Genomic DNA, 25,872 nt, shown 5'->3' with positions numbered 1-25,872 from the left:
CCTTCAACGCGATCCGGCGCCTTCGTCTATATTGGTCAAGATCGTCATCGTTCGCTCGAGCTCCTGCTGTAGAATGTTCCGCTGAAGCTGAGAGAGCCGCTTCTCCTTCAACAGGCTCGTGGCCTCCTGCGCGGAGCGGGCCCATGCTGGCCGGTGTCTCGCGGTGATGCAGGCATTTGGACAAAGGGTCGGCTGGCAGAGCGCGGTCAGCGGGCCTTTGGCTCCGGTGGCCTGCTTCAGGCAGGCGGCCGTGCCGGGATCGAAGAAGCAATCGGCCAACACCCCGACATGCAATGTTCGCGCGAGGCTCGCGAGCATCGTGCGGAGCCGGGCGCGATCAGCGATCATGGCCGGAAGCGGACCGAGTTCTGACGATACACCGTCGAGCGTCTTCGCTATCCGCGCTGCCGCTGGCCCGGACAGCGTCGCTCCGGCCTGACGCTCGTCGAAATAGGTCAGCAGGTCGTCGAGTTGGCCGAGGCTGCGCTGGTTCTCGACTTCTGCACGGAAGCCAGATCGGCTGGAGCCGGCATAGCCTTCGAAAGCGGCGACGGAGGCATGCTTGTATTGGATCATGCCAGCGATCGTGCCGAAGGGGCGGTTGGCAATGTACCATGCGATGGTGCGCCGGAACTGCCGCGTCGTGATCCGCCAGGGTTGATCATCCGGCCCGTTCGGGACTGCCGGCGTCTCCGGTGTGCCGAAAAGATGATTGAGATGATCGCGGAAGTGATTGAGCTGCCGAACGATCTCTGCGGATAGGTGGTCTTTGCACACAGATTTGACAGCGAGAACCGGCCAGAGCGTCGTGAGCCCGCGCGCCGATGCCGCCCGAAAGGACAAACGTTCCAGCACTTCTATCGCCTTGGCTACAGGCTCGATGGTAATCCATTCGGCCGGCTCACCTCGGCTCGACTTTCCCTTGTAGGAGACGGAGCGAACGCGATGACGCATGATCATGCCGTCTTCGCTGCGGGTCAGCGCAAGACATCCGCGCTGCATTGCCTGAACCTCGCAGTCCCGCATGCCGGTCAGGTAGGCGCATAGAATATAGGCTGCCGATTGCAGCATCCTCTCTTCCTGGGCAAGGGTCTTGGCGTCGAAACGAGGCCGCCAAGGCCTGCCGGTCTCCGGGAGAATGGAGATCGGCGTCTCCATGCCACCTGTCTCGACGCCGAGCTCGAGCAACGCGGCCCTGATCTGGCGAGGCGCCCCGCCGGTCAGCTGAATATGCATCTTTGGCTCGGCCTGAGCGTCGAGGCCAATGTGCAGGTGAAGCAAATGGGAGTTGACGGGCGGGGAGACCTCTCCCGTCTCAGGGTGCCGGAGAAATGTTCCGTTGTGCGCGGTTCCCCAGATTGGAACCCCGCGCCCTTCGGTGCGTAGTCGATCGAAATAGTCCCCGAGGCGCTTGCGCTGTCGTTCTCGACGATGCTTGGGCTTGAGGCCGCGATCCGCCTCTATGAGGGCCGCGCAGTGGGCTTCGAGAAGGTCCATCTCCTCGCGCGCAGCGAATATATCCGCGGCAAACTGGGTGACATAACGGATCGACCAGGCCAGCAGCGGCGAGATGATCGCTTCGGGAATACGAGGTGTGAGATTCTCGCGAACATGACGGTAGCCAGCGACACGGGCTGGTGCGCTCCCGGCCCATGGCTGGAATCCCAAGCCTATGTACGGGAGATGATCACGATAGACGTAGAGATCAGCCGGGACTTCCAGAAGGTGCCCGACTATAACCGGCCGGCGGGCACGGTCTGTCTTGAGGTGGCGAACGTAGCGATCCAGAAGCGGCTGGCCGACCCGGCGAAGATCGACAGCACCAAGCTCGTCACGCACGAACTCGAAGAATCGTCGTGCGCGGTTGAAGGTCTGCCGGACACTGCCGGGAGGAAGTATCTTGCGATGACCCGGCATGTCGACGTTCAGCCGGGCATAGAGGAACTCGCGAAGCGCCTCGCGGACACCTTCATCCTCGACCGCGCCGAAATGCACGGTGACGTGACAGCGGCGCGCGTTCTCGCGAAATACGGCCGGTCCGAGGTCCCAGCTCGGATCGCCGTAGCGCGAGAGGGTATCGCGATCAAAGCCCGGCTTCAACGCAGCGGTTGCGAGAACGGGGCGACGATCAAGTTCCTGGGAGGCGGAAAGTGCTGGCGCCGATCGGATCATTGCCGGGCCTCCGGCGGAAGAAAGAGGGAATGCCCTTCCGCCTCGCGGCGGGCTTCGGCAATCACACTTTCCGGGAAAGCGGGTAAAACCTGCTTCGCGATGCGATCATGCGCGCGGCCGAACTTCATGGCCCAGTCCGCGGCAGGGAGACCCACCCGTTGCTCCTCGATAAACCGCAGGAACGCGATGATCGCCGGCAACTTGCGCGCGGTAATGACGGCGTTGCGGCATTCGAGACAACCCCAAAACGGTTGCGGACAAGGTGATCCCAGGTCTCCGAAGGGGCTGCGGTCAAAGCCCGAGCATGCAGCCAGCCAAACATCCTGTTCGCCGCCCAGAAGCGCGTCGACATCAATGCTTCCTTCCGAAGCGGTGTGGCTTTGGCGCCAGGAAACCTCGTCGTCAGGCGCCAATATGATCGGGTCGAAGGTCGCGGCGGCCTCGGAAAACGCCGCCGCCACAGTTGCCTCATGAAGCGGTCGCAGCGAGGGAATGTCGGCATAGTGGCGAGCGGCGATCTCGGGCGTGTGCCCGACCGCAAAGCGGGCCATATGGCCCTCTGTCTTCAGATACCAGAGCGCCTTGTGCGTCTTGCGCAAGCGGGAAAGAACGAGCCGAAGAGGCTTTCCGTCGTCATCGACGATCCCATGGCTCTCGGTCCATTGGTCAACGCGTTCATGCGGATGATCAACACCTGCGCGGAGTTGCTTCCGACCGGTATAGTAATAGAGCAAAAGGCAATCGCTCTGTACGAACTGCCTCGTGAAGGCCGTCACCTCGATCAGCTTGCGAACGAGACCTCCCGGCGTTCCGATTCCGCCGTCACGCACACGGATATGTTTGTGCTCAGCACCTCGAGCGCGTCGCTTCACATAGGCTATCTCGATGGTTCCGGGTCCGGGGTTCTGTAGGCAGTCGATCGTCAAAGCCTTGCAACATTCGATCTCCAGGCCGGTCTCCAGCGATAGGAAGGTTAGAAGCGGTGGAATGTCGGTGGCCCGCAGATGATAACGACCGTGGATATCTTCGGCCAAGGTTGAGACAGGCAGACCGCGGCGCGCCCGCATGAAGTACAGGCGATGGAACGCTCTGTCCCCGCTACTAAGCTTGCCGGAGGCCACGATTCTGGCGTTGGCTTCATCGGTCACTCTGCGGAGATTAGCATCGCCACCGTCATCATCGAGCGGCTTCCCGATCCGCCTGAAAATCTTGCCGATGTCAGCGCGGGCGGCATCGCGAAGCTGCCTTGCGACGAACGGACTGTAGGCGTCGCGCGGCTGCGAGCGGCCGGCGGACTGTGCACTGGTATAGCTCAGCCGACGACGGACCCCTTCATCAAGAAGGCCAGGCTGGTCGGCATCAATCGAGCGCAAGGCGAGAATGGCCTTGGCAAGTACCATGTGGCGGTGAATAGGCTTCATCCCCCCGGCTTCGAGAAAATCCTCGTATCCGTCGATATCGTCAGCGAGCAGATCAGCAGGCGTCATGGCCCTGGAGTGCTCGCGCAGATATGCGAAAAACCGAAGATATGCGTTCAGATGCACCTTGATGGTGCTCCGCGCGCCCAGTGAACCACCAAGTCCAGACTGTCGGCGAAGGGCACCTGCGAAAGCGATAGCGAGCGGTCGCGGATGCACGTCGGTAAGATCGACTTCGACACTGCCGCCGTAGCGCGCCGCGATGTTAAAGCGCAGACCGAGCACTGGATCGCTGGCGTGAGCGGGAGCGATACCATCGATTGGGGCAAATCGGACTGAGGATCCCTTCCGCGGCCGCCCCGTCATAGCGAGGTCTCCGAGGGAAGAAGTGCCAGGAGTTCCTCGACTGCGGCATCGACAGTATCGGCGCGTGTCGCGATGTGATCGAGGTAGATGTAGGTCGTTGTCAGGTTGGCATGACCAAGGAGCCGTTGGACCTGCTGAAGAGGATCGCCGAGAATCTGCCGGTATCCCTCCATCGGCCCGGCCGGCAATGCAGCGTCACGGAGGCGGTGCTGAATGAGCATCGCCAGCATATATGCGGCAAAGGTATGGCGGAGCTGATGCGGGCTGATGTTGACATCGAAGCCGAAGGATCTGCATCGCTCGGAGGCACGGGCGAAGATGACCTCCCAAGAGTTCGTCTGCACCGGCAAGCCGATCTCGGAGAGCCATAACACCGCCGGTTCCTTCGGTGTGCCATCGTCGGCGCAGATAATGATCCGGCTGCGCTCCTCGGGACTGAGCAGGTCAAGCGCAATATCGCCGCCATCGCGCAGTCGTAGCCGGGAATTGCTTCGCTCCCGGTGTACGAGGATCGGGCGGTCGAATGATCGCCAACCCGAACGGCCTTGGAACTTTGCAACCGCATGAGCACGCTCGACACCGATGTAGGCCCGCACCTGTTCGAGCAGTCGCGCGGGAACGAGTATTTGGCGGCCGCGATCACCCTTGGTCAGGGCATCCGGCAAATCCAGCCAGACCTGACGGCCTGGCTGCTGATCTGTGAAAGCAAGATCGGAAGCGAAGAGAAAAGAAGCTTCCTCCAGCCGCAGACCTGTCGTGACGAGAAGGTCGGAAAACAATGCATTGCGAATGCCGTTGCGATCCCGAGCGCCGACACGCGTTCCGCCATCAGGCAGGAGCCCTCGCAAGCCAACATCCCGAAATCTCCGATAGTCGTCGAGCGTGACGAAGCTGACATCCGCTCGGCGAGCTGCAGGTTCATACGCATCGTTCCGCGCCGTGATCTGCGCTCGCCGGCCGGCATACCCTTGTCGCCAGACGGACTGATGCGTGAACGGCGCTTCCGCGGTAAGCTTCTCATGGACACCCCATCGATACAGGCGGTCGAGGCAGGCGACGGCACGATTCCACGAAGCGGCCGAGATGCGTTGTCCGGCTTCGGCGCGGCGCCGAACTCGATGATAGGCAAGGACGTCGTGCCGATCAGCCTGCCATACTGTCTTGGCGCAGGCTTCCGAAAGAAAGCGGACCCACACAAGGACGTCATAGCCATAGGCACGAAGGGAATGACGGGAGCGAACCCCGTTGAATGGCAGGTCGCGGAAGAAGCGATCCAGGTCAGGATCGTAGAGCGCCCCGTCCCGAAGGATCATTGGCACATGGGCGTCAAGCCCCTCCGCCGATCTGCGCTCCTGAATGATGATGCTCGAAGCTGCGGTTATATTGTCCACAAGTTGTTCAACCTTCCCCCGGACCCCCATCCGGGGAGCCAGCATCAACGAAGGAGTTCAACTTGCCCGGCGCTATCCAGGCCGGCCTCCGCCAGCTATGTGGGAGCGCTGCGGCCGGCCTGGATAACGCCTCCGTCAGTCCTGTTGCATCGACGCCAGCAGGACACTGGGAGTCGGTGCAGACTGTCAAGATAAGGCAACGCATTCCTCCCGCGCCCTCTCCGTGCGATCCTTCGCATAGCGGCTGAGATCGCGCCCGACGCGCTGGGAGTCCGCCGTCCAATGCACCGTTTCGTGGCTGAGCACCGCCACGTAGGACGCGGCATCGCGAAAACTCTCAAAGGGCGGCATCTGGATGTGGTCGCTCGAGGGCGAGTAGAAGGCCGCCGATCCGCCATGCCGGATGACCGCCCCGGTGTTGGCGAAGAAGCGATCCGCGTGCTCGATGCGCTCGACAGGATCGGCTACCGCCTGCGGCCGAACGTGGAAACGATCGGGCAGGCCGTCGATCTGCTCGGTGTTGAAGACGGTGTAGGTCTTCAGGAACGGGATATCCCGCTCGACCTCGCCGCCACGGCCGTCGCTCTCGGTCTTGGTGAAGCGGCTGGCATAGACGACGAGGCTGCCGCTTTCGCCCTTGCGGACATGGCCGCCAAGTTCGCCCGCCTGCTTGAACGTCATCCACACCGGCGAGGCGAAGCCACGCGCGACCGCCTCCGACCAGAGGAGGATGACATTCATGCCCGAATAGGGCTCGCCATTGTGGCGAAGCGGCCGGGTTATGCGCCCGGCAGTGTTTGCCACGCTCCAGGGGCGCAGCCAAGGCCGGACGCCCTTTTCGAGATCGGCAACGATCCGATCGGTGATCCTCGCGTAGATGTCGACGCGCGGCTTCTCTTCTTTCCTGTTCATTTTCCTGAACCTCCGTTTTGGAGGCCGCGCCGATCGCGGCCCCGTCACGGGGTCCGACGGCCGGGCTACAGGCGAGACCGCGCACCGGGAGGCGCGCGACCGCAGGGCGAGAGACGACAGGCCGGAACGAAGTGGAGGACGGCGAAGCCGTTGCGCTGTCCGCCAGCCCCGGCAGGACCGCCATCCGGGACGGGGCACGCTCGGCGTGCCCGACTTCCTTCTCCTTCTCCATCATTTCATCTTCCGCGATCGGTGTTGCCGTTGACGGGACATGCGAACAGGCCGGCCCCGCGAGGGACCGGCCTGTGCTGTGGGTCGAAGATGTGATCGGCGGGGCCGGAGCCCCGCCGGAATGGCTAGCCGAGGGCCGCCATCTGGAGTTCGGCCGCCTGGCGGCCGACGGTCTCGCCGGCGTTCTCAACCGGGCGCTCGAAGGGCTTCCAGGTCTCGCCGACAATATGCTCGTAGGAGACGACGGCAGCCTCGGCCGCCATGCGCAGTGCGTGGGCCTGGAGCGCCATGTCGGCGGCGAACTCGCGCTTCCTCTGCGCCTGGCTGTCGAAGCCGACCGGCCCGTCACGGTCTTCGTCTCGGGCGTCGTTGGCGAGCTTCGCCGTGGCGTCCCGCGCCTCGGATACCGCCCGGCTGTAGAACTGCCCTGCGCCGTGGGCGGAGCCGACATAGGAGCCGACGATGCGCTGGAGATGGATCTGCATGGCCCGGTCGCTCAGGCCTTCGCGGAGCGAGTCGGCTGTCTCGTTGAAGAACCGCTCATGCAGGCTGCGGATGCCGTCGCTGTCGAGGACGGGAAGTCCGAAGCTCTCCGAGATGAGGGCGGCCTGGTTGCTGTCGGGGCAGGAGAGGCGAACCATTTCGATCGTGGAGCCCTTGCGCAGCTGGACGACGCGGGCGGTCTGCCGGGGTCGGCTGGTCTTGGTCATGGGAAAAATCCTTTCCTTCGGTTGCGTCCCTCGGGATCGAGCCGGTCCTTGCCGGTCTCCCCTTCGGGTGCGGTCGACCCGAACCGGCGGAAGCTGGACGCTTCAGGGTCCGGGGACCGGCAGGCGAGCGAAGCCGGCTTGCGGACAAGCGGTGCCCAGCCCCTTGCTGGAGCTCCGACGCTGGACGCGGGCCTGCTTTGCCGAGAATGGCGGTACCCGGCCGCTCCGCGGCGCGCAGCGGCCTTGAAGCGGCTGGCCGCCGGTTCAGACCGCAGCAAACCCGACGGGGGGACCGGCACGGCAGCGATGTCAGAAAGAGCAGCCGATCGAGGAAGGGCTGAACCGCCCAAGCCGCTCACCTCCCGGCAGACCGCGAACGTCCAGGCACATGCGTTCCCAAATCGCGCGTTCGCCTTTCGCCGCCGACGCGCCCGATCTCATTCGGGAAGAGGGAAGGAACGGTGCCCCCATGACGGGTCGCCGCTGCGTGGGCGTTCCGACAGCGTTGCGCCGCGCTGCAAGACCGGACGGCGAAAGGACATGCAAGCCGAGCCAATCCCGCGCGCTCGTTGTTGGGCCGTCTGCATCAACGCGCAGGTTTTTCAGATGGGCTGGGTCCGCGCCTGGAACACGGCATCGCGATGACCGTCATATGCGCGGATGTGATCGGACTGGTGGATTGGCAGTCGCCGTCACGACGTCACGCCGACTCGGCGTAGCGCTCCCAGACCTCGGGCCGCCATCGGCGAATGACCGCCTCGATCTCGACGCGATACGCCTCTGGATACTCGGCCGTGGGCCGGTCCACGAGATAGGAGAAGACGGTGGCCATATCCCGGCCGATTTCGGCGTCGACGGCGAAGAGATCGGCGATGTCGAAACCGCCGTGGTCGGTAGCGTTCCACCAGGCCAGGACAAAGGAAGCGACACGGCGCGACTGCCCGGTGTCCGACTGGGCGATCTTGAGCAACCGCTCGAAGGCTGTGCGTGTCGTGTTGTCCATCATGGTCTTCCCTGTCGTCAGGGGGAATTTATAGCCGAGATTTCCCGCGACTGCACGACGTTGGCGTCGCGAAAAATTCCATCGGCCACGGCAATGGCGGCGAGCGCGCGCAGCAGCCAGGAATCGAAATCATGTCGCGACAGGCCCATTGGCTGGGCAGGCTCCCTCAACAAGCGCACGAGCGTATCGAAAAGCTCGGCCTTGCGTTGCACTGTCTGGCCGAACCGCCCGGAAGCAGCGACAGGCTCGCCTTGATATGCCCTATCCCGTCCTCGCCAGATTCCGGTGACGAATGTCTGGCTGGCCGTCTCATGATCAGGAAGCTCGCATGACCAGTCATCATCGTCGATGGCGAGTTTGCAGGCGTCGTCGACGGACGCGGCCTCATAGGTGGCCTGACGATAGACGGGAAGGTGATAGGTGGTCTCGATCGTGTAGAGCGGCATGATGCCTCCTGTCAGTGATGGTTGTGATCGCGCGGATGTCAGGCCGCGCAAATGGTCTTGATCCGGAGCCGGCTGCGGAGCACGGAGACGCGAAGAGCTTCGCTACCGGTGCAACGACCGCCTCCAGGGCCGGTATCGGTCGCGTCCGGCAAGTGCGGTTGTGAACAGCGCTCGCCTGCTAACGATGGCTCACGCCACACTGCCGCACGGGGTCGGACAAGGCGTTCGACTCCGGTGACAGGGGCGATCATGGCCGATGAAAACGACGACTACATCTACGATGAAGTCACCGGCGAATGGCGTCCGGCTTCGGAGATGGCTGCCGTCGCGGAGACAGGGCCTGTGGTGGCGCGCGATGCCGCTGGCAATGTGCTTGCCGACGGGGATTCGGTGGTCCTGATCAAGGACCTCAAGGTCAAGGGCGCCAACCAGACCCTGAAGCAGGGAACCGTGATCAAGTCGATCCGCCTCACTGACAATCCGGACGAGGTCGATTGCCGGCATGACGCCATCAAGGGACTCGTCCTTCGCACGGAGTTCGTACGCAAGCGCTGACCATTGCCGGCCGGCCGCAATCGTCAGCACATGGTCGGTCGTGGCCCGAGTCCAACAGATTCTTTGCCTTGAATGCCTCGACAGCCGCATCCTGCCGGGCGAGCTTGCGTGACAGCGCATCGATCTCCGGCTGCCGCGCGGCGGTGATCGCAGCAAGGTTCGAACGATATCGTTCGAGGAATGCGCTCGGGTCGGGAGCCCTGCCGCGCCGATAGCCCGACTGTCGATGTCCCAGGTGCGGGATCAGAGCGGTCATGCGGCGGATGATCTGCCGGTCTATCAAATCGAGCTGGCGCTGGGTCTGTCGGCGCGCCTCCTCCATGCGGAAAAGCTGGGAGCGCAGTTCGGGATCGCCCTTCATGGCGCCTCCCTTCCCTGCCAGCCGGCAAAGCTCGACGGACCTTCGAAAAGATGGTGACGGGCTTCGTCGATGATGAATCCGAAGCGGCAGCCGCTCGTGCCGTACTCCTCCGACGGAACCAGATAGCGGCGTGTGCCGCGTTTTCCCGAGCGATCGCCGCCCATCGTGGCTACGACCTCAGTGAAGCCCGGCTCATGGTCGGATCGGATCGCCGATACGACGATCCAGTCATCGACATGGCGTTTTTGGAACTCGCGTTCGTCTTTCGTCGACGACTGGCCGGGCAAGAGAACCTTGCCGTGGATGGCTTCCCACGCCTCCGGATACCAGTTTCGGATCGTGGACTCCGCGCTGGCCATTTCAGAGTCGGTGAAGAGTTCCGGAAAGGCATGAGCAACGGCCGCCCAATGGCAGTCCTCTTCGTACCAGGCCGCTCCGGCGCGCAGCAGCGGATGAACCTTCGCATTGCGGTCCGGGCTGAGATGGAAGCCGCCATGGCTGGCCGTCGAGTGGAAAGCGACACCATCGGCATAAACAGTGGTGCCCTGCGACGTTCCCCATGGCGTGCGTGCTCGCGACGAGATCTCGCGCCGACCGAGGGCCGTACGCTGCTGCTGGTGCAGCGCGTTTTCTTCGACGCGCGCGCGAAACGCTGCCTCGTCGGCCAGTTCGCCTGAATGGCCATAGAAGTCCGAGCGCGTCCATTTTTCGAGCGGGCGGGCAATGCGCCAGCCCGTGGCGAGATAGTGCCGGCCGTCGCGGCCTGACATCATGGCGAAAGCGTTGTCGCCGACCAGCGCGACGGGAAAGCCCTCGCGGCTGCGGCCAAAGGAAATCCCCGGAAATCCGGGGGTTTCTTGGTTGCTATTTGCAAGAGCGGGAGCGTTCATGCGGCCCTCCCCTCTACCGAATCCGCCACGACGGTATCGGCTGTTACCTCGTCAAGGACAGCATTCGGGTAGCGATGCCTCGTGAGCCACGATTCCGCATGGACACGGCTCTCGGCAAGATGGAGCAGCTCGGCGTCCTCGCCGGGCCGATCGAGAATACGAACAGACCCGATCGTCGGACGCTCGGTCACGACGAACTTCAGGTCTGTAGAGACCGAGAAGCTCCTGTGGACGGTCAGCACCACAACCCCGCCACCGCCGTAGTTCCCCTCGTGCAGGGTGATACTGGCCGGCAGCACGGTGTCGCCGACACGGCGCGCGGCCTGCTTGCGGATCAGCCGGCCGCCGCTGTTGCGGCTTTCCCAGGCAGCCAGCTTCTTGCGGAAGCGCTCTGGCGGCTGCGGCGTACCGTCGGAATATCTCACGATCGAGCCAAGCGGCACGAGGTCGAAAATCAGTTGAGCGGACATCTTGGTCCTCCTTGTTGGTCATTGTGAAAACGGAACCGCCGCCGGTGATGAGACCGGCGGCGGGGATCGTTCGGAAGGGAAGTGAGACGTGCAGTGGCTATTCCGCCGCGACGCCGATGGCTGCCAGCTCCTCGTCTGAGAGGTGGGCGTCGCCGGCTTCTTCATCGTCCTCGCCGGGATAGTCGTGCGCCTTCGCGGTCGACTGGTCGCCGTCGAGCTCGTCGAAGTGGTCGAGCGTGCCGTCGGCGTCCTCGTCGCCCTCCAGCTCGGCGCCCTCGTATTTCGCGACCCAGGCCGTGACGGTCTGCGTCGCCGGCGCGAACACCGCTGCGGGATGGACGAAGTGCGCCGTGGCAAAATGCTGGATAAGTGCGGCGCGCGTATCCTTCACCTTCTGGCGGGGCAGAACCGGCGTATCCTTGCAGGAGGCCTCCAGCGCCGGACGCGACAGGCATGCGAGGAATTCATCCGTGCCCATGTTCGGCAGGAAGCCGTCCGCGCCGATCGTATCGCCAGCGATCCGGGCTACAATGCCGGAGTCGGAGCGGTTCTCGCGGCACGACAGCACGTCGATCAGGACCGAGCGCGCCGCCTGCCGCAGCGTCTCACGGTCGAAGCCGAGCTTGCCGTCCTCGCCTATGAGCCGCACGGCATGACGTTCCATCCTGGCAAAGCCATAGACATCGTCCCCGGATCCGGAGGCGATGGAGATGTTGCGGCCGGCAAAGGCCAGCACGAGCAGCGCCATCAGTGTGTCGTCTTCGATAGGTGTGCTGGACAGCGCTTCGTGGAGCGAGTCCGTGCGCAAATCGCCGATCATCTCGACACCCTTGCGGGTCACGTCGGGCCGCTTCTTTGCGGCAACGACGACATCATCGCCGTCGACATCCGCCGCAGCGCCGTTCCTTCCCTTAGGCTTTCTGGCCTCGGGCATGCGGTAGTGGACCGTCTGCACGCGACCGTCACGATCGAGGTACATCGCCGCATGGTCGGACTTGCCGGGCTTGCCGTGAACCCGTTCGGCCTTCGGAGGCAACTTGGCCCCGCCCCACGTGTCGGCCTCCACGATTGTTCCCCGCTTCGGCAGATGATTGGTCATCCACTCCTGCTGCGCGCCGAGGAAGGCCTCGACATCGGTGGTGTAGCGGCTGTCCTCATCGGCCGGTGCAAACAGGTCTTCGACCCAGGCGATGCCGTAGGCTTGCGCCAGATCGTCCCCGAAGCTGGCATGTCGCGCGAACATACGGGTCTTGGTCAGGCCCTGCGCAACGCTCCACCACGACACCTGTGGATCGGCCTTCGACGGCTTGTGCTTCTTCCAGACCTCCTTCTGCTCGTCGAGCGAGGCGGAAGCGATCGTGCGAAGCTGCTGCTCGTTCGGCATGTCGCCCTTCGCCATATGGTCGAGCATGGTGGGCGCGACATTGGCGAGAAGCCGCAGCTTCCTGATCTGACGCACCGGCAGAGCCAGCGCGACGGCGATCGCCTCCTCGGTCCAGCCGAGCGCGACGAGGCGCTCGATCGCCCGCCACTGGTCGACCGGATTCAGCGCTTCGCGCGCGATGTTCTCGACCATGGAGCGCATCGCTCCATTGTCATTGGCGGCCTCGACGACGAGCACATCGATTTCTTCGAGCCCAGCGGCGATGGCCTGCTTCACGCGGCGGTGGCCGGAATCAATGATATGGCCATTGCCGCCGCCGCTCTCGGCCGCAATGATGGGAGGCTGGACGAGACCGACGGCCTTGATCGTCGCGAGAAGCAACGCGTCCGCCTGCGGCGTGGACTTGGCCTGGCGCGCTTTGTCGGGATTGTCCTTCAATGCGCGCGGATCGACCTTCATAAGGTGCATGATAAGTTCTCCTGTTCGGGTTTTGCGGACCAGCCCTCGGGCGGCCCTTCCTCGTCTTCATCTCGAAGACACCCCCCGGCACGCGGAGCGGACGAGCCGGTGCAACTGCGGGCGAGCATCCCTGCCCGGCCGGCCAAGCGGGGCTGACAGCCCTGCGCGGGACGCCGCGGCCGGGATCGCGAGAGGCGCGGTTGAGCGGAAGCGTCACCGGTTCGGCCGATCGGCGAACCGGATTTTTTCCTCTCCTCCCCCTTCCCCTCCGAGCTTCACCATTCCCATTGAATGCCGCTTCCGCAGACGCTATATTGCGTCATAACGATTGGCATCGACAACGGCAGGAGATGGCTATGGGTCTCGTCCAGTATTCAGACAACGGGTTCTTCGCGCCCCGGAAGATCGCTGACGCCTTCCAGACAACCAGCGAGGAAGTCGCCCGGACAGCTGGTCTCGGCAAGGACGCCGTCCAGCGCAAGGACCGCATTCGGTCGGACAAGACCCAGCGCCGGCTGCGCGAGATGGTCGAGGTGATCAACAAGGTCGAGCCGCGTTTCGGCTCGCAGTTGATGGCTTATGCCTGGTATCGCTCGGAGCCGCTGCCGGGCTTCTCTGGCCAGACGGCCATGCAGCTCGTGCGCGGCGGCCGTGCCGACGACGTGCTGGACTATCTCGACGCGGTCGACGCCGGCGTGCACGCCTGACACGGTGCTCTATCATGGAAAGCTCTATCGGGCGCTGAACCCTATCTATGCGCGCGAGCCGCTGTCGGGACGCGGCGCGGAATTTTACGGTGGACGGTTCAATCCGAAGGGCGTGCCGGCGCTCTATGCGTCGCTGTCGGTGATGACGGCGCTGCGCGAAGCGAACCAGGTCGGCAATCTCCAGCCGACGACGCTCGTTTCCTACGACGCTGAGATCGAGAGTGTTTTTGACAGCCGGGACGAAGCCGCCTTGTTGGCGGAGGGAATGGACGCCGCGGCGCTCGCCGACGGCACATGGCGCGACAAGATGAAGGCAACCGGAGAGGCGAGAACACAAGCCTTTGCGAGAAGGCTAATTGCCGGCGGCTATCATGGCCTGCTGGTAAGGAGCTTCGCCCCCGGTGCGACCGCCGACGATCTTAACCTGGTGCTTTGGAGGTGGAGCGATGCAGCCCCGGCCCGCGTGACCCTGATCGACGACGAGAACCGCCTGTCGAGATAGCAGCCTATGCGGCTTTCCGCTCAGCCGGCCGGCCATTGCAGTTGCCGGCCAAATCCTCCGAGTCCGCCGCGAGAGCTTTGTCGACGTCGGCGAGCTGCTCGAGCTTCATCGCCAGCTCGGCCTCGAAGGCGAAGGCTTCACCGACGCGCGGTCGATACGACGCGAGGCGCTTGTGGCCGGCCTCGAGCCGCCTGCGATAGTTTTCCTGTTCGCCTTTGAAATTGTCGAGGGCATGCTCAAGTCGGGCGATGGCGCCGATCGGCGTCGCGGTGACGGGAAGCTCTACCTCATGCTCGGCGCCGGTCCGCAGCAGCATGGTGGCGTAGTGGAAGCCGTCCTTACTGAGCCGCTCACCGGAGAATTTTAGATCGAAGCCGCCGATCGAGGCGATGACCGCCTCGCCGTCCTGCTGGAGCTGCACGAGGGTCAGGATTTCCTTCATCAGCGCCCGACCGGCGAGTTTTCGCTCGTCGAACGCCTCGCCAGTCACGGTCATGGCGAAGGCATCGCCTGTCGTTGGCGCCAGGCGACCGATATCCTGCGCGATCTCGCCGATCCTCCGGGTCGCAAGTTCGATGTCGCGCTCGGCGTCGCGGATCTGCCGGCGGATTGCATGCTGGTCATCGGTATGGGCCGCGCGCAGCCGGTCGAGGCGGGCGATCTCGGCCTCCAGTCCCGCCTTCTGCATCAGGCGTTGATCGCCCGATGCAATAGCCTTGGCCATGGCGAACTGGTTCGCTTGCCCCTCGCCCATGTCTTCCAGCCGGCGAATGCTGGTGTCGCCGGAGAGTGCGGCGGCGATAAAGCGGGCCTTGCGCTCGTTGTTCTGCCACATGGTCGCATCGAGCGAGCCGAGGGTCGCGTAGGCATAGAGGCCGACCTCGTCGTGCTGGTTGCCCTGCCTCACGATGCGGCCTTCGCGCTGTTCGATCTGGGACGGCAGCCAGGGCACGTCGAGATGGTGGAGCGCCTTCAGCCTCGCCTGCACGTTGACGCCGGTGCCCATGGTCTCTGAACTGCCGATCACCACGCGGACCTTGCCGGCGTTGAAATCGTTGAACAGGCGCTGCTTGGCCTCGGACTTCCGAAAATCCTGCATATAGGCGATTTGCGAGGGGGGAACGCCCATGCGGACCAGTTCGTCTCGGATCCACCGGTAGGCGGAGAAGCCACGGCTCGCCTCGACATTGATCGTGCCGAGGTCGGAGAAGATCAGCTGGCCGGCGCCGGGCTTGTCGAAGGGCCTGCCATCTTTGCGGACATATTCGACGTCAACCGTTTCCTGCCAGATGCGAAAGGCGTTCTGGATGAGAGCGTTGAGCTTGTTGGCTTGCTCGTTGTCCATGCCGGCATCGACAAGACGCAAATCGATCGCCGCATGACGGCCATCGGTGATGACCGAGAGCAAAATATCGTCGCCGGGCTGCGGCGGTCCCTCGCGCAGCTCGATCGCCTTGATGCGCTGGTCGAGATGTCGCTGATAGGCCTTGAAGGCGGCCGTCGGCTCGGCCGTGATGATCTGGCGCTTCCCGCCCATGATCTCCGGCACCTTCACATAGGTGCGCAGATCGGCTGGCTGCACCACATCGGCGAACGACCGGAACATGGCGATCAGTTCGGGCACGTTGACGAACTGGGCAAACCTGGTGACCGGCTTGTATTTGCCGGACGGCTGAAGTTCCAGTTCGGTGCTCGTATCGCCGAACGTGCTCGCCCAGGCGTCGAACTCGTGCAGGCCACGCTGTGACAAGGCCGCGTGATCCATCAGCCGCTGCACAGTGAACATCTCGCCGAGCGTATTGGTGATCGGCGTGCCGGATGCCAGCACGAGCGCCCTGCCCGAATTCTTCGTATCGACAAAGCGGGATTTGACGAACAGGTCCCAGGCCCGCTGCGAGCCCTTCGGATCGACACCCTTAAGCGTCGACATGTTGGTCGCGAAGGAGAGTTTTCTGAACTCCTGCGCCTCGTCGACGATGATCTGGTCGACGCCGATCTCGGCAATGGTCAACAGATCGTCCTTTCGGGTCGAGAGCGCCTCCAGCCTTTCCTTGTGGCCTTCCTTCATGCGCTCGATGCGCTTGCGCGAGAGGCGGTCCTCGCGGTCGACCTTGGTGAGCAGGTCCTCGTAGAGCTCGAGTTCGTCTTGGGTCATCTGCGCCTCGAAGGCCGAGGGCACGGCGATGAAGCGGAACGCGGAATGCGTGATGATGATCGCATCCCAGTTCGCGGTTGCCGCGCGCGACAGGAAGCGATGGCGCTTCTCCTTGCTGAAATTCGTCTCGTCGGCGACGAGGATGCGGGCGTTCGGATAGAGCGCCAGGAATTCGCGGGCCGCCTGCGCCAGGCAGTGGCCGGGCACGACCAGCATGGCCTTGTTGATCAGCCCGAGACGGCGCTGCTCCATGACAGCGGCGGCTATTGCCATGGTCTTGCCCGCGCCGACGGCGTGCGCGACGTAAGTGCTTCCGGAAGAGATGATGCGCCAGATGACCCGCTTCTGGTGGCCATAAAGAGAAAGCGCGCTGGAAGCGCCAGGTAGCTGGAGATGATCGCCGTTGAAGGCTCGTGGCGCGATGTTGTTGAACGTGTCGTTGTAAAGCCGCGCCAGCCGGTCGGTACGATCGGGGTCGGACCAGATCCAGTTCTGGAAAGCGGTCTTGATCTTCTGCAGCTTCTCCTTGGCCGCTTCCGTCTCGACGGTGTTGAGCACGCGGCGCTCTGTATCGCCATCCTTCACCGTGTCGAAGATCTGCGGGATGGAGGAGTTCAGCGCATCGGACAGGAGCTGTCCTGCATCGCGGCGATGTGTTCCCCATTCCGTGGTGCCGGCGGCGCTCCACCCAAGCTGGCGTGCGTTCACCGTCCAGCAGGCGAGCGCCGGCGTGTGATGGATGGTGATATTGGCATCCATCGCCTCCCTGACGAAGGCGACGATATCGGCGGCTGGAATCCAGGGTGCGCCGAGACGCGCGGTGATGTCCGAAGGCCGAAGGTCTGCCGGCTGGACCGCCTTCAACGCGGTGACATTGCGGGCGAAGGCCGGGTCGAGCGCTGCCGCGGCCTCGGCCGCGACGAGCTTGGTGCGGACGGCGCCGGAGAGATAGGCATCAGCCGTCTGCCACGCACCCGACGACGGATCCTGAAAGATCGCCTGCCCCAGCTCCTCGATCACCTCGGTGACATCCCGATGCAGCAGTTCGGCGATGTGATCGGGATCGACATGTCCGCGCTCGTTCAGAACGACCGCGAGGGCATCGGCTGCGTTGGTGATGATCGGGGCCGGAGGCGGTGCGATCACCCGCTCGGAAAAGAACGGCCCAGGTTTGGCGGTGTTGGTCTCGATGTCAAAATCCTCGATCGAGGCGACCAGCCAGCAATCGGGATCGTCAAGAAACGGCTGGATGTTGGGACGGCGGTGCGTCTCGCGCACCTCGCCGGTCTCGTCGTCCTCCGTCGTCGAGATCGTGGTGAAGTTGATCGGTCCAAACGCGCGCACGAAGCTCGACCAGGCGATGCGCAGCCTGACCTGCGCCGGCTGCCACGGCCGGTCGAACTCCTGGGCCTTCAGCACCTCGCGAACCGCGTCGCGGATCGGGACCAACTTGCGGATGATGCGGACATGCTTTTCCGGGATGCCGTCGCCGGTCCTGCCCTTGCGGACATCGATCGTCACGGCCTCGCCGTCGACCATCTGCATCAGCGCGGTGTTCTGGCCGATGAAGTAGCTGCCCTCGCGGATTGCCATGCCGTCCGCGGCGTTGCAGGCTGGCGCTTCAACATGCCCGCCGGCGTCCGTTCCGATCTCTTCCGGCTCGCCGTCATAGATGGCTTCCGGAAGGAGATGCACCGCGGCAGTCAATGCCGCATCGAGGTCCGTCCCGGCATGCGGCAAGCAGGTATAAGTCTCGCCGAAGGGACCAGCCGTCAGGGCGTGCTGCCCAAGAACAAAGTCAGGATGCCGGGCAAACCAGCGGTTGACGCGTATCGCCGCTTCATCCTCCGACGCCGGGCGCACCTCCTCAAGGTCGAGCCAGGCGACATCTCCTTCCGTCTCATCCTCTTTGCGCTTGCGAAAGAAAAGAATGTCGACGACGACATCCGTTCCGGCCTCGGCACGAAAACTGCCCTCCGGCAGGCGGATGGCAGCGATCAGATCCGCCATTGTGGCGATGTGCTCGCGGGCTCGTGCATCGGCCTTGTCCATCGTGCCGCTCGAGGTCACGAAGGCCGCGAGCGCGCCGGGTTTCAGTCGAGAGACGGCCTTTGCGATGAAGTAGTCGTGCAGCCGGAAGCCATGTGAGCGATATGCGGGATCGGATCGGACGGTCCTGTCCGAGAACGGCGGATTGCCGATCGCCAGATCGAAATTTGCCGGCAGATCGGCTCGCGCGAAATCCCGGTTGAGGATTTTTGCCCGCGGCTGCAGGAGTCTTGCGATCCGCGCCGTGACCGGATCGATCTCGATGCCGGTGACGTGCGAGGCAGCACGCAGTGACTCCGGCATCAGCGCCGGAAACAGACCCGTGCCCATGCCCGGCTCCAGGACGCGGCCGCCGCAGAAGCCCAGCCGCTGCACGCCGGCCCAGATCGCCCGGATGATGTATTCCGGTGTGAAATGAGCGTATTGGGTGCAGCGGGCCAGCGAGGCGTAGTCCGCACCGTCGACGGCTTCCTCCAGCTCGATGCCGATCTCCTCCCAGCCCTTGCAAAAAGTCTGCTCGCCGGGGCGGCGGAACGCTCCGTTCGCCAGTTCGGAAGCTCCAAAGCCGGTGAACCGGATCAGCGCTGCCTGTTCCTCCGGCGTGGCCAGCCGCTGCCGGTCGACGATATCGGCGGCGAGCCGGATGGCGGCGAGATTGTCACGAGCCCGGTTTCGCCAGGATTTGGCAAGGCCACGCGTCGTCGCCAGATGGAAGTTCTCGCCCTTGTCGGCCTGCTGTGCCGGAGCGGGCGATGCCGCCGCGGCGATTGGTATGGCCGGGGCTGGTGAGTCGGGAGGCGGATCGTCATCGTCCGGATTGTCGGCGAAGGACGTCGAAAAGGCAGTTACCCCGACCCCGAGGCCCGAGGACAGCGCCGTGTTTCCGAACAGGTCGAGAGTGAAGGGGTCGTCGTGTGACATGGGAAATCTCCTTGGATTTTTGGTGAGCGCGAGCAGGCGGACGGCGTTGTCGGCCGCGTGAAAGGCTGGCGAGGGTGAGAGCGGGCTAGCGGGCGATCAGGGACAGCGAGATTTCTGTCTCGGTCAGCCGCACGTGCAGATGCGTGCAGCAAAAATTCCGGTCGAACAGCGGGATAAGCCTCTCGGCGTCGATGAATTCGATCCCGTCGTCGCCGCCGAAATGGCGGTGTTTGTAGTGAAACCAGTCGGGGTTGCCGACCGGGTGGCACTCGTCGGAATAGACCACGAGCGGACGGTCGCCGTCGGCGAGTCTTCCGTTCGACATGATGTAGACCCCCTGGTCTCCGACCAGCCAGAGGCCGGGGATCTCGCCCGTGCCGGGCTTGAGGCCGTATTACGGGTTGCGGAATCCGCCATTGGCGGCGGCATCCGCCTTTCCGCGTTCGACGACTTTACGAACGCCGAGAATGGGAAACGTGAACATGGCCGTCCCTCACGCCGCGATCGCGTCGGGGAGGTAGCGCAGATGCACCGGGAGCTTGGCGGAGATCTCTTCGTCGGTGAGATCGTCGAGCAGCTTCAGCTGCGTGCTCCGGCTTCCGCCGTAGACGGTGATAGTGCGCCTGCCGCGTGCAGTCTCCGGCCAGCGTTCACCGGCATAGCCGCGAAAATCATCGTGGGTGGCGCTCCAGATGTGATCGAGGCGCTCGGGCCGCGTCATCGCCTTCACCGGCCGCGATTCCCGGTCGATGATCGCGACACGCATCCGCACGGCTGAACCCCTGTCGGAAAGATCGCAATAGCCGTGGAAGTGGCGGACCTCGCCGTCGATCGTCAGCGCGAAGAAGACACTGGTGACGCTGTCGGTCAGGAATTCGCGCATCGCGAACATATCGCCGCGCATCCAGAGCGGCGGCAGGATCTCGAACATATAGTCGTGGTCGACCGCGCCGATCTCGAACCATTCGCCCGCATAGAGCGCGCTCGCGTCGGCGTCCCAGCGGTTGGGCCGCTGCGCGTGACGGTCGAACATGCGAAACATCTGGCGCCGATCGGCGCATCCAAAGAAGATCTTGCGGATTGAGAGGTGAAGCATGGGAGCGGCTCCTTCGGCCTTGCCGAGGCTGAAAGCGGGAGCGACCCAACTGATCTTTCCTTCACTTCAGCCCTTCCGGACCCTCCTCCGCGGCCGCCTCTCCGGTCCGCCGGGTCAAGGGTCGGCGCTAGCCGAGCGAAGCCTCCCTTGACGCGGCGGCCGGATATGCGGCAGCCGGGTTTCCCTCTTCTGTCCCCCGTTCTTTTCCCTCCTTCTGATCGCGCAGTTCTTCGTTCCAATCCTCCCGGGCGGGCTTCAGCCGCTCGTAGCCGCAGCTCGCGGCAACGGCGATCGCCTCTATGCGGCCGGCATAGACCTCGCCTTGCGCATTGTTGTCGGTTGCAGCGACGAGCTGCACATCGAGACGGGCCGCAAGCGCCCGAATGGCGGCCTCCGTGGCCGGCGCCCATCCGCCACCCGTGCTAAGATACAAGCTGTCGGATCGCAGTTCTTCGAGCGCGGCAAGGCTCATCGCGTCGATCGCCGCCTCGGTGATGCAGATGCGCTGCGCCGTCACAGGGCCGAGCCTGAACAGCACCTTTCCGCCGCCGCTGGCGAAACCGCGCCATTCCGGCCCGCGTTCTTCCCAGCCGGTGACGACGCCGCCATCATCGACATGCGCCGCCCACATGCTGCCGCGAGGCCCTTCGCGTAGCCGATCCTGCCGGATCGCGGCGCGGAGAACGGTCTCCGGAAGACCACGTTCGTCGCGCAGATAGCGCCAGGTCATGGAGCTCCGCCATGGGCTACGCCGTACACGCCAGCGATCAGGAATTCCGAGGTCCGGATCGCGTTCGCGGGACCGCCTCGTCCAGATCGGCTCCTTCGGGACGAAGCCGACCAGTTCCGAGACCCGCTGGAGCACCTCTGCGAAGCCGATGTCGTCGAGATGCTCGACCAGGTTGAACACATCGCCCTTGACGTCGGAGAGAGGATCGAACCAACCCTTACCGTCATGGATCACGATTATGATGTCGTCACCGCGCCGGTATTTGACGGCCTTACGTGTGCTCTCTTTCAGATCGATCGCAAATCCGGCCTTTTCGAGCACGGCCGCGCAGAGCACGCGCTCCCTCAGTTCCTCGATATCCTTCTTTTCCATTTTTCTCTTCCCGACGCGTCTCCACGCCAGACCTTTCCCGCTCGAGTTTCCTCTTCCCGCACCTCGCGGGACCATCTCAGCCTCCGCGAAGAGCGAAGGGGGCAAGGGCGCGTCTGGCAACTGACAAAAGATGCAGGGCGCGCAGCGCCGTGACATCAACCGACGCGGCGCAGCCTCCCTTGCGGCCGCCCGCTCGCAAGCGGCACACGCCCGCCAGGGCGAACCCGGCTCAATGAGCCGGGCCGTACTGGTGGGGATCGTACTCATGGATGACCACCACGTCGGCGTCGTCGAGTTCATCGCTTAGCATGACGCCGAACTCTCCATCGACCTGAAACAGTGTGACCGGGACCATCAGGGTGCGGGCGAGCTGAAATGCGTGGGACTGGGCGAGGGAAAGATCGTGCGACATTTGAGAGCTCCACCTTGGAGCGAGGCCGATCCCCGCTCGATGGCTCCGTCAGTGTCCTCAACCGGCCGCGATCACCGCGCAGGCGAAGCCACAGCGGCGGCATGCTCCGCATAGCCGACCCCTTGATGAGGTGGAACGGCCCGCTCCGACAGCATCGAAGTGCTAAGAACGTGGTCGTTGTTGCAAACGCCACAAGGAGGGACCGTTCCGTGAAAGATGTTACCACTATTGGATTGGACTTAGCGAAGCACGTTTTCCAGGCCTATGGCGCGGACGCTGAAGGCGCGCCGCTATTCAACCGGAAGCTCCGCCGCGCCGAGGTTTTACGCTTCTTCGAGAAATTGCCGCCGTGTCTGGTCGGGATGGAAGCATGCGCCAGTGCGCACTATTGGGCGCGTGAAATTGCTGCGCTCGGCCACGATGTCAGACTGCTACCGCCTCAGTACGTGAAGCCATTCGTCAAGCGTGGCAAGACCGACGCTGCCGACGCTGAAGCCATCAGCGAGGCGGTGACGCGAAAGACGATGCGGTTCGTTCCCGTCAAGACGGCTGAGCAGCAAGCAGCGGTGATGGTGCTCAAAACGCGCGCCTTGCTCGTGCGTCAGAGAACCCAGGCGATTAATGCTCTACGCGCTCATATGGGAGAGCTCGGCATTATCGCTCCGACCGGGATCGCCAACGTCAAAGCACTGGCAGTCATCATCCGGGAAGAGGAGGATGTTCGACTGCCTCCAGCCGCGCGCTTTGCCCTCACTGAAATCGTCGATCAAATCGAGATGCTTGCCGCGCAGATCGACAAGCTCGAGCGTGAGATCGTCGTCCAAGCTCGGCAAGATGATGAGATGCGGCGCCTTGCGACAATTCCCGGCGTGGGCGCTATTATCGCCATGGCTGTGAAGGCGTTCGTTCCCGACCCCGCTGGCTTCAAATCGGCACGTCACTTCGCAGCCTGGATTGGCCTGACTCCGAAAGCGCACTCCAGCGGTGGCAAGGAGCGGTTGGGCCGAATATCGAAGATGGGGAACCCGGTGTTGCGATCGTTACTGACGACGGGAGCAGCATCGGTCCTTCGCCATGTGCGGTATCGCGACCGAGTATGGCCATGGCTGAAGAACATGCTCGCGCGCCGCCCCTTCAAGGTCGTGGCAGTTGCGCTTGCCAACAAGATCGCCCGGATGATCTGGGCATTGCTGAACAGAGGTGGAGTCTACCGGAATCCCATAGGAACTGAGGCGGAACCTGTTGCCGTATAGGCGCATGGCCGCCAACACGAGCTGACCGGCAATAGCCGGCAGAAGCGAGGTGCTAAACAGACGATGAACCACGGGACGAAATCCCGAAACAGGCCAGGCCGAAACCCGTGACGCGCACAAAGCGCGCCCCCTTGATCCAGCCACCTGCTTCGCGGACTTCATCGAGGCCAGCGGTCATGACCGCACAAACAGGCCGGACATATGACCGCACCGTCCTCATGTGGTGAAATCGACTGAAAAGCATCCTTGCACCGCGGGCCGTTCCACATATGCGGGTTGATCGTGGAAGGCCGGGCGGAGGATCAGGAAAGCCATCCATGAAGAGCGGGGTCGGACTTGCTGCGAAGGTGGTCCGCGGCATCTCGCGCGCTCTTTTCCCGGACGCCGAACCACAATGCCGCACCGGGACACATCCGGTCCCGCCCAGCGCCTCAGGTCGAAAGGACGGCTTCCGTGCCTTGCCGAAGCGATCTCGACGCGGCCGTCAGTTCAATTGTCATAGCTGCGAGAAGCCCTTCTGCGCGCGTCTCATCGTCGACGATCGCCTGGACCACTGCGATATCCAGGTGCGAACGGGGCGAGGTCCTCGCTACTTCGGCCGCCACCTTGGCCGAATGGACGAACTCGCCGGCTTGCCCTGAAGCCCAGGCCAGAGCGGCCAAACGCTGCGCCTCGTAATAGGCGCCGGCCTCGTCACGCTGCACCAGACGCCGCGCATCTGCCCGCCATCTCAGGCGGATTTCCCTTCGGGCCTCCATCCAGCGTCGTAGCGCACCCAGCATGCTTTCCCGCCCTGCCCTTCCTCGCGCAATGATCTCTCTGGCCGCGTCAGGGATGACAGCCCGCAAGGGAGAAGACCCGGCACGGCGCTTCGGCGCAGCCGACAGCCCGGCCCGAAGGGCGACGCCCTGTATGCGCATACGATGCGTCAACCGAGACATCCGGACAACGCGATGAGATCGACTGTTCCAATACCAAAGGAAGTCCTTGGGCGATCGAGCGATTTTGAGGATTGCGCTCATTCCCAACGACAGCATGGGGAGAATCGGGCGCTCGTGAGCGAACTTCGGGAAAATCCCGCTGGTACCATTCGGATCACAGCGACTGAAAATGCGATCGAGACAATTCTCGTGCCGAAGCCTGCGCCGCTGCTGCGAGATTCATCTGCTACGGCCGAGAGGCGGCTGAGAGCGGTGGCAGGGACCGCGTCGTTGCATTCGACGGTGCCCCTCTGCCCCGCGCGTTCTTGCAAGAATACTCGATGTGTGAAACTCATTATTCTCCGTAGAGGAATAAAATGGATCGCCTTCATCAGCTCGAGGTTTTTGTCGCGGTTGCCGATGCCGGCAGCTTTGCCAAGGCCGGAATCCGGCTACGCCTGTCGCCGCCCGCAGTAACGCGGGCGATTTCCGCACTTGAGGACCGCATTGGCGTCCGTGTCTTCAACCGCACAACGCGTAGCCTTGCGATCACCGATTCCGGCCAACGCTTCATGGAAAGCGCCAAGCGCATCCTGGCGGATTTGGATGCGGCCGAAAGGGGGAAGCCGGCGAAACCGCCGTGCCGCAGGGACATCTGGCAATAACCGCGCCTGTCACCTTCGGGCGGTCAGCCTTAGCACCGGTGGTTTGCAGCTTCCTCGGTCAGCATCCGCGCGTCACAGCATCGATGGTGCTTCTCGACCGGGTCGTGAACCTCGTCGAGGAAGGCATCGACGTGGCTGTGCGGATCGGATCCTTGCCGGACTCGAATCTGATTGCAAAGCGGATCGGAACTGTACGCCGGGTTCTAGTCGCAAGCCCCGACTATTTGGCCAGGCGAGGAACGCCCACCGCGTCCGCAGACTTTGAAACTTCATTCGGTGATTGCCTTCACCGGCCTGATGCCCAATCGCGAATGGCGCTTCAACGAACAAGGTCCGGGTAGCATCGTGCTTAATCCGACATTCGGGATCAACGATGCGCTTGCCGCCATCGAGGCTGCAGAAATGGACCATGGGATCACTATCGCTCTTTCCTACATGGTCCATGACAATATCCGCGACGGCAGCTGGTCCCGATCCTCGATGACGTAACGCCGACGCCACGGCCCGTTCACCTCGTGTACGCTCAAAGCCGACTCGTTGCGCCGAAGATCCGCGCCTTCATCGACTTCGCCGACCCGCGCCTCAAAGCAACGCTCGACCGGCTTGCCCTGACAAGTGCTTCAGATCTGATGAGGCCCGACGGTAGCGATGCCGATAGTGGAACGTGAAGCGGTCCAGGTTCAGCCAGGCAATGCCAGCGTTTCGTTCCCATCCGCAACTTGATCGCCTATCTGCTCTACTGCAGGGCGCCACCGTCTCTCCGGCCGAATTATGCCGCACGGCGAGCGATTGCACGTTTTAGCTTGCATCCCTCGCCAGCCGGCTCGTGAGACGCTCAAGCCACTGGTCGACCGAAAGTCTGCCCGGACCCCAAGCCATGATACCGAGCGCCATTGCCGCCCACGTGACATGAATCGGCCAACCGCTTGGAACCGTGAGTTGTATGACTATCGTCATGATAAGAAGTCCCAAGGCCGCGAAACGAGAGAAAAGGCCGAGCACCAGCAGGATGGGCAGCAGTATCTCGGCCGAGCCGGATGCAAATGCGATCACGGCAGGCGCCGGGAAGGGATAAGGGCCGCCCGGGAGGTGCAACTGGAACTCCGAACTGAACAGAAACACCGCGACGTCGTTTAGTTGCAGGAAGCCGTCCCATTTGTTGACGCCAGACCGCCAAAACGGCACCGCAAGGCCAAAACGCAGGGCGAATTGGGTGACGGACGGTTGAGCAATGGCCTGAATGACGGCGGTAATCCGCTCGACAACATCGATGATCCAGCTCCGTCCTTTGTCATCGGCAAGCCGCGGTTCACTAGCCATCC

At 63.4% G+C, this 25,872-nt stretch carries 23 protein-coding genes and 3 pseudogenes; 8 read left to right on the top strand and 18 right to left on the bottom strand.

The genetic code is table 11. The annotated features are described in order from the left end of the window. Window positions 1-3: 3 nt before the first annotated feature. The 7 genes and pseudogenes from AO692_RS27940 to AO692_RS27910 all read right to left on the bottom strand — a co-directional run bounded on the left by AO692_RS27940 (window position 4) and on the right by AO692_RS27910 (window position 8,700). Window positions 4-2,172 (bottom strand): hypothetical protein, encoded by a 2,169-nt coding sequence (locus AO692_RS27940; RefSeq protein ID WP_054313310.1) that lies wholly within the window; start codon window positions 2,170-2,172, stop codon window positions 4-6. After that, window positions 2,169-3,875 (bottom strand): hypothetical protein, encoded by a 1,707-nt coding sequence (locus tag AO692_RS27935; protein ID WP_244483519.1) that lies wholly within the window; start codon window positions 3,873-3,875, stop codon window positions 2,169-2,171. The genes AO692_RS27940 and AO692_RS27935 overlap by 4 nt, the downstream gene beginning before the upstream one ends. 77 nt (window positions 3,876-3,952) lie before the next feature. Then, window positions 3,953-5,377 carry a site-specific integrase gene (locus tag AO692_RS27930; RefSeq protein ID WP_054313308.1) on the bottom strand — a complete coding sequence of 475 codons (1,425 nt, stop codon included), beginning with the start codon at window positions 5,375-5,377 and terminating at the stop codon, window positions 3,953-3,955. A 168-nt stretch (window positions 5,378-5,545) separates the two neighbouring features. Then, window positions 5,546-6,259, bottom strand: a pseudogene (locus tag AO692_RS27925) (ArdC-like ssDNA-binding domain-containing protein); the annotation flags it as partial. Window positions 6,260-6,615: 356 nt separating this feature from the next. After that, window positions 6,616-7,200: a hypothetical protein gene (locus AO692_RS27920; protein WP_054313307.1), complete on the bottom strand. Its 585-nt coding sequence runs from the start codon at window positions 7,198-7,200 to the stop codon at window positions 6,616-6,618. A 700-nt stretch (window positions 7,201-7,900) separates the two neighbouring features. Beyond that, window positions 7,901-8,203 (bottom strand): hypothetical protein, encoded by a 303-nt coding sequence (locus tag AO692_RS27915; RefSeq protein ID WP_054313306.1) that lies wholly within the window; start codon window positions 8,201-8,203, stop codon window positions 7,901-7,903. 17 nt (window positions 8,204-8,220) lie between these two features. Next, window positions 8,221-8,700 (bottom strand): hypothetical protein, encoded by a 480-nt coding sequence (locus AO692_RS27910; RefSeq protein ID WP_244483518.1) that lies wholly within the window; start codon window positions 8,698-8,700, stop codon window positions 8,221-8,223. A 198-nt stretch (window positions 8,701-8,898) separates the two neighbouring features. Here AO692_RS27910 and AO692_RS27905 point away from each other — a divergent pair, with 198 nt between their 5' ends. Then, on the top strand, window positions 8,899-9,204 hold the full coding sequence (locus AO692_RS27905; protein WP_054313304.1) for an alkylphosphonate utilization protein: 306 nt from the start codon (window positions 8,899-8,901) through the stop codon (window positions 9,202-9,204). On the opposite strand, the gene AO692_RS27900 is transcribed toward AO692_RS27905, so the two are convergent. The 4 genes from AO692_RS27900 to AO692_RS27885 all read right to left on the bottom strand — a co-directional run bounded on the left by AO692_RS27900 (window position 9,161) and on the right by AO692_RS27885 (window position 12,777). Further along, entirely contained in the window at window positions 9,161-9,565 is a 405-nt protein-coding gene (locus AO692_RS27900) for a hypothetical protein (RefSeq protein ID WP_244483517.1), read from the bottom strand. The genes AO692_RS27905 and AO692_RS27900 overlap by 44 nt on opposite strands. Then, window positions 9,562-10,455, bottom strand: coding sequence for a hypothetical protein (locus AO692_RS27895; RefSeq protein ID WP_054313303.1), 894 nt, complete (start codon window positions 10,453-10,455; stop codon window positions 9,562-9,564). Before AO692_RS27895 ends, AO692_RS27900 begins: the two co-directional genes overlap by 4 nt. Beyond that, entirely contained in the window at window positions 10,452-10,925 is a 474-nt protein-coding gene (locus tag AO692_RS27890) for a hypothetical protein (protein ID WP_054313302.1), read from the bottom strand. The genes AO692_RS27895 and AO692_RS27890 overlap by 4 nt, the downstream gene beginning before the upstream one ends. 97 nt (window positions 10,926-11,022) lie before the next feature. Beyond that, the gene (locus AO692_RS27885; protein ID WP_054313301.1) at window positions 11,023-12,777 is read right to left on the bottom strand and encodes a ParB N-terminal domain-containing protein; all 1,755 of its coding nucleotides are present in this window, start codon (window positions 12,775-12,777) and stop codon (window positions 11,023-11,025) included. 347 nt (window positions 12,778-13,124) lie between these two features. Between AO692_RS27885 and AO692_RS27880 the strand changes: the two genes are divergently transcribed. Both AO692_RS27880 and AO692_RS27875 read left to right on the top strand, forming a co-directional pair. Beyond that, window positions 13,125-13,475 carry an MbcA/ParS/Xre antitoxin family protein gene (locus AO692_RS27880; protein WP_054313300.1) on the top strand — a complete coding sequence of 117 codons (351 nt, stop codon included), beginning with the start codon at window positions 13,125-13,127 and terminating at the stop codon, window positions 13,473-13,475. Between the two features lie 4 nt (window positions 13,476-13,479). Further along, window positions 13,480-13,977 (top strand): RES family NAD+ phosphorylase, encoded by a 498-nt coding sequence (locus AO692_RS27875; RefSeq protein WP_054313299.1) that lies wholly within the window; start codon window positions 13,480-13,482, stop codon window positions 13,975-13,977. 4 nt (window positions 13,978-13,981) lie between these two features. On the opposite strand, the gene AO692_RS27870 is transcribed toward AO692_RS27875, so the two are convergent. From AO692_RS27870 to AO692_RS27850, 5 genes and pseudogenes are all read right to left on the bottom strand, one after another. Further along, complete coding sequence (locus tag AO692_RS27870; protein WP_054313298.1) at window positions 13,982-19,102, bottom strand: helicase-related protein; 5,121 nt, start codon at window positions 19,100-19,102, stop codon at window positions 13,982-13,984. A gap of 85 nt (window positions 19,103-19,187) precedes the next feature. Continuing rightward, a pseudogene (locus AO692_RS27865) lies at window positions 19,188-19,586 on the bottom strand (DUF3085 domain-containing protein). A gap of 9 nt (window positions 19,587-19,595) precedes the next feature. Then, complete coding sequence (locus tag AO692_RS27860) at window positions 19,596-20,198, bottom strand: DUF1419 domain-containing protein (RefSeq protein WP_054313297.1); 603 nt, start codon at window positions 20,196-20,198, stop codon at window positions 19,596-19,598. Window positions 20,199-20,325: 127 nt separating this feature from the next. Next, window positions 20,326-21,300, bottom strand: coding sequence for a DUF3991 and TOPRIM domain-containing protein (locus AO692_RS27855; RefSeq protein ID WP_054313296.1), 975 nt, complete (start codon window positions 21,298-21,300; stop codon window positions 20,326-20,328). A 229-nt stretch (window positions 21,301-21,529) separates the two neighbouring features. Next, the gene (locus AO692_RS27850) at window positions 21,530-21,712 is read right to left on the bottom strand and encodes a hypothetical protein (RefSeq protein WP_054313295.1); all 183 of its coding nucleotides are present in this window, start codon (window positions 21,710-21,712) and stop codon (window positions 21,530-21,532) included. A gap of 209 nt (window positions 21,713-21,921) precedes the next feature. Here AO692_RS27850 and AO692_RS27845 point away from each other — a divergent pair, with 209 nt between their 5' ends. Continuing rightward, window positions 21,922-22,965: an IS110 family transposase gene (locus AO692_RS27845; protein WP_054313382.1), complete on the top strand. Its 1,044-nt coding sequence runs from the start codon at window positions 21,922-21,924 to the stop codon at window positions 22,963-22,965. A 431-nt stretch (window positions 22,966-23,396) separates the two neighbouring features. Here AO692_RS27845 and AO692_RS27840 read toward each other — a convergent pair whose 3' ends face one another. Next, window positions 23,397-23,747 carry a hypothetical protein gene (locus tag AO692_RS27840; RefSeq protein WP_200911800.1) on the bottom strand — a complete coding sequence of 117 codons (351 nt, stop codon included), beginning with the start codon at window positions 23,745-23,747 and terminating at the stop codon, window positions 23,397-23,399. Window positions 23,748-24,020: 273 nt separating this feature from the next. Here AO692_RS27840 and AO692_RS33810 point away from each other — a divergent pair. The 4 genes and pseudogenes from AO692_RS33810 to AO692_RS33795 all read left to right on the top strand — a co-directional run. Beyond that, window positions 24,021-24,119 (top strand): annotated as a pseudogene (locus tag AO692_RS33810) (LysR family transcriptional regulator); the annotation flags it as partial. A gap of 143 nt (window positions 24,120-24,262) precedes the next feature. Next, window positions 24,263-24,550 carry a LysR family transcriptional regulator gene (locus AO692_RS33805; protein WP_244483516.1) on the top strand — a complete coding sequence of 96 codons (288 nt, stop codon included), beginning with the start codon at window positions 24,263-24,265 and terminating at the stop codon, window positions 24,548-24,550. Continuing rightward, window positions 24,526-24,891, top strand: a complete 366-nt coding sequence (locus AO692_RS33800; RefSeq protein WP_348271482.1) for a LysR substrate-binding domain-containing protein — start codon at window positions 24,526-24,528, stop codon at window positions 24,889-24,891. The genes AO692_RS33805 and AO692_RS33800 overlap by 25 nt, the downstream gene beginning before the upstream one ends. Then, window positions 24,827-25,039 carry a hypothetical protein gene (locus AO692_RS33795; RefSeq protein ID WP_244483531.1) on the top strand — a complete coding sequence of 71 codons (213 nt, stop codon included), beginning with the start codon at window positions 24,827-24,829 and terminating at the stop codon, window positions 25,037-25,039. The genes AO692_RS33800 and AO692_RS33795 overlap by 65 nt, the downstream gene beginning before the upstream one ends. Before the next feature lie 309 nt (window positions 25,040-25,348). Here AO692_RS33795 and AO692_RS27830 read toward each other — a convergent pair whose 3' ends face one another. Continuing rightward, window positions 25,349-25,870, bottom strand: a complete 522-nt coding sequence (locus tag AO692_RS27830; RefSeq protein ID WP_054313381.1) for a DoxX family protein — start codon at window positions 25,868-25,870, stop codon at window positions 25,349-25,351. Between the last annotated feature and the right edge of the window lie 2 nt (window positions 25,871-25,872).

It is taken from the genome of Mesorhizobium sp. 1M-11 (genome assembly GCF_001303895.1).
GTDB lineage: Bacteria > Pseudomonadota > Alphaproteobacteria > Rhizobiales > Rhizobiaceae > Mesorhizobium.
The sequence above is the reverse complement of the archived record's forward strand: the minus strand, read 5'-3'. Positions and strand labels throughout refer to the sequence as shown.

What these genes read in the sequence shown, in the direction of transcription:
- AO692_RS27920 (WP_054313307.1), bottom strand. Translation starts at nt 7,200, where the DNA reads ATGACCAAGACCAGCCGACCCCGGCAGACCGCCCGCGTCGTCCAGCTG.
- AO692_RS27830 (WP_054313381.1), bottom strand. Translation starts at nt 25,870, where the DNA reads ATGGCTAGTGAACCGCGGCTTGCCGATGACAAAGGACGGAGCTGGATC.
- AO692_RS27900 (WP_244483517.1), bottom strand. Translation starts at nt 9,565, where the DNA reads ATGAAGGGCGATCCCGAACTGCGCTCCCAGCTTTTCCGCATGGAGGAG.
- AO692_RS27890 (WP_054313302.1), bottom strand. Translation starts at nt 10,925, where the DNA reads ATGTCCGCTCAACTGATTTTCGACCTCGTGCCGCTTGGCTCGATCGTG.
- AO692_RS27860 (WP_054313297.1), bottom strand. Translation starts at nt 20,198, where the DNA reads ATGCTTCACCTCTCAATCCGCAAGATCTTCTTTGGATGCGCCGATCGG.
- AO692_RS27870 (WP_054313298.1), bottom strand. Translation starts at nt 19,102, where the DNA reads ATGTCACACGACGACCCCTTCACTCTCGACCTGTTCGGAAACACGGCG.
- AO692_RS27855 (WP_054313296.1), bottom strand. Translation starts at nt 21,300, where the DNA reads ATGGAAAAGAAGGATATCGAGGAACTGAGGGAGCGCGTGCTCTGCGCG.
- AO692_RS27905 (WP_054313304.1), top strand. Translation starts at nt 8,899, where the DNA reads ATGGCCGATGAAAACGACGACTACATCTACGATGAAGTCACCGGCGAA.
- AO692_RS27930 (WP_054313308.1), bottom strand. Translation starts at nt 5,377, where the DNA reads ATGGGGGTCCGGGGGAAGGTTGAACAACTTGTGGACAATATAACCGCA.
- AO692_RS33805 (WP_244483516.1), top strand. Translation starts at nt 24,263, where the DNA reads ATGGATCGCCTTCATCAGCTCGAGGTTTTTGTCGCGGTTGCCGATGCC.
- AO692_RS27840 (WP_200911800.1), bottom strand. Translation starts at nt 23,747, where the DNA reads ATGCTGGGTGCGCTACGACGCTGGATGGAGGCCCGAAGGGAAATCCGC.
- AO692_RS27850 (WP_054313295.1), bottom strand. Translation starts at nt 21,712, where the DNA reads ATGTCGCACGATCTTTCCCTCGCCCAGTCCCACGCATTTCAGCTCGCC.
- AO692_RS27915 (WP_054313306.1), bottom strand. Translation starts at nt 8,203, where the DNA reads ATGGACAACACGACACGCACAGCCTTCGAGCGGTTGCTCAAGATCGCC.
- AO692_RS27880 (WP_054313300.1), top strand. Translation starts at nt 13,125, where the DNA reads ATGGGTCTCGTCCAGTATTCAGACAACGGGTTCTTCGCGCCCCGGAAG.
- AO692_RS27940 (WP_054313310.1), bottom strand. Translation starts at nt 2,172, where the DNA reads ATGATCCGATCGGCGCCAGCACTTTCCGCCTCCCAGGAACTTGATCGT.
- AO692_RS27885 (WP_054313301.1), bottom strand. Translation starts at nt 12,777, where the DNA reads ATGCACCTTATGAAGGTCGATCCGCGCGCATTGAAGGACAATCCCGAC.
- AO692_RS27895 (WP_054313303.1), bottom strand. Translation starts at nt 10,455, where the DNA reads ATGAACGCTCCCGCTCTTGCAAATAGCAACCAAGAAACCCCCGGATTT.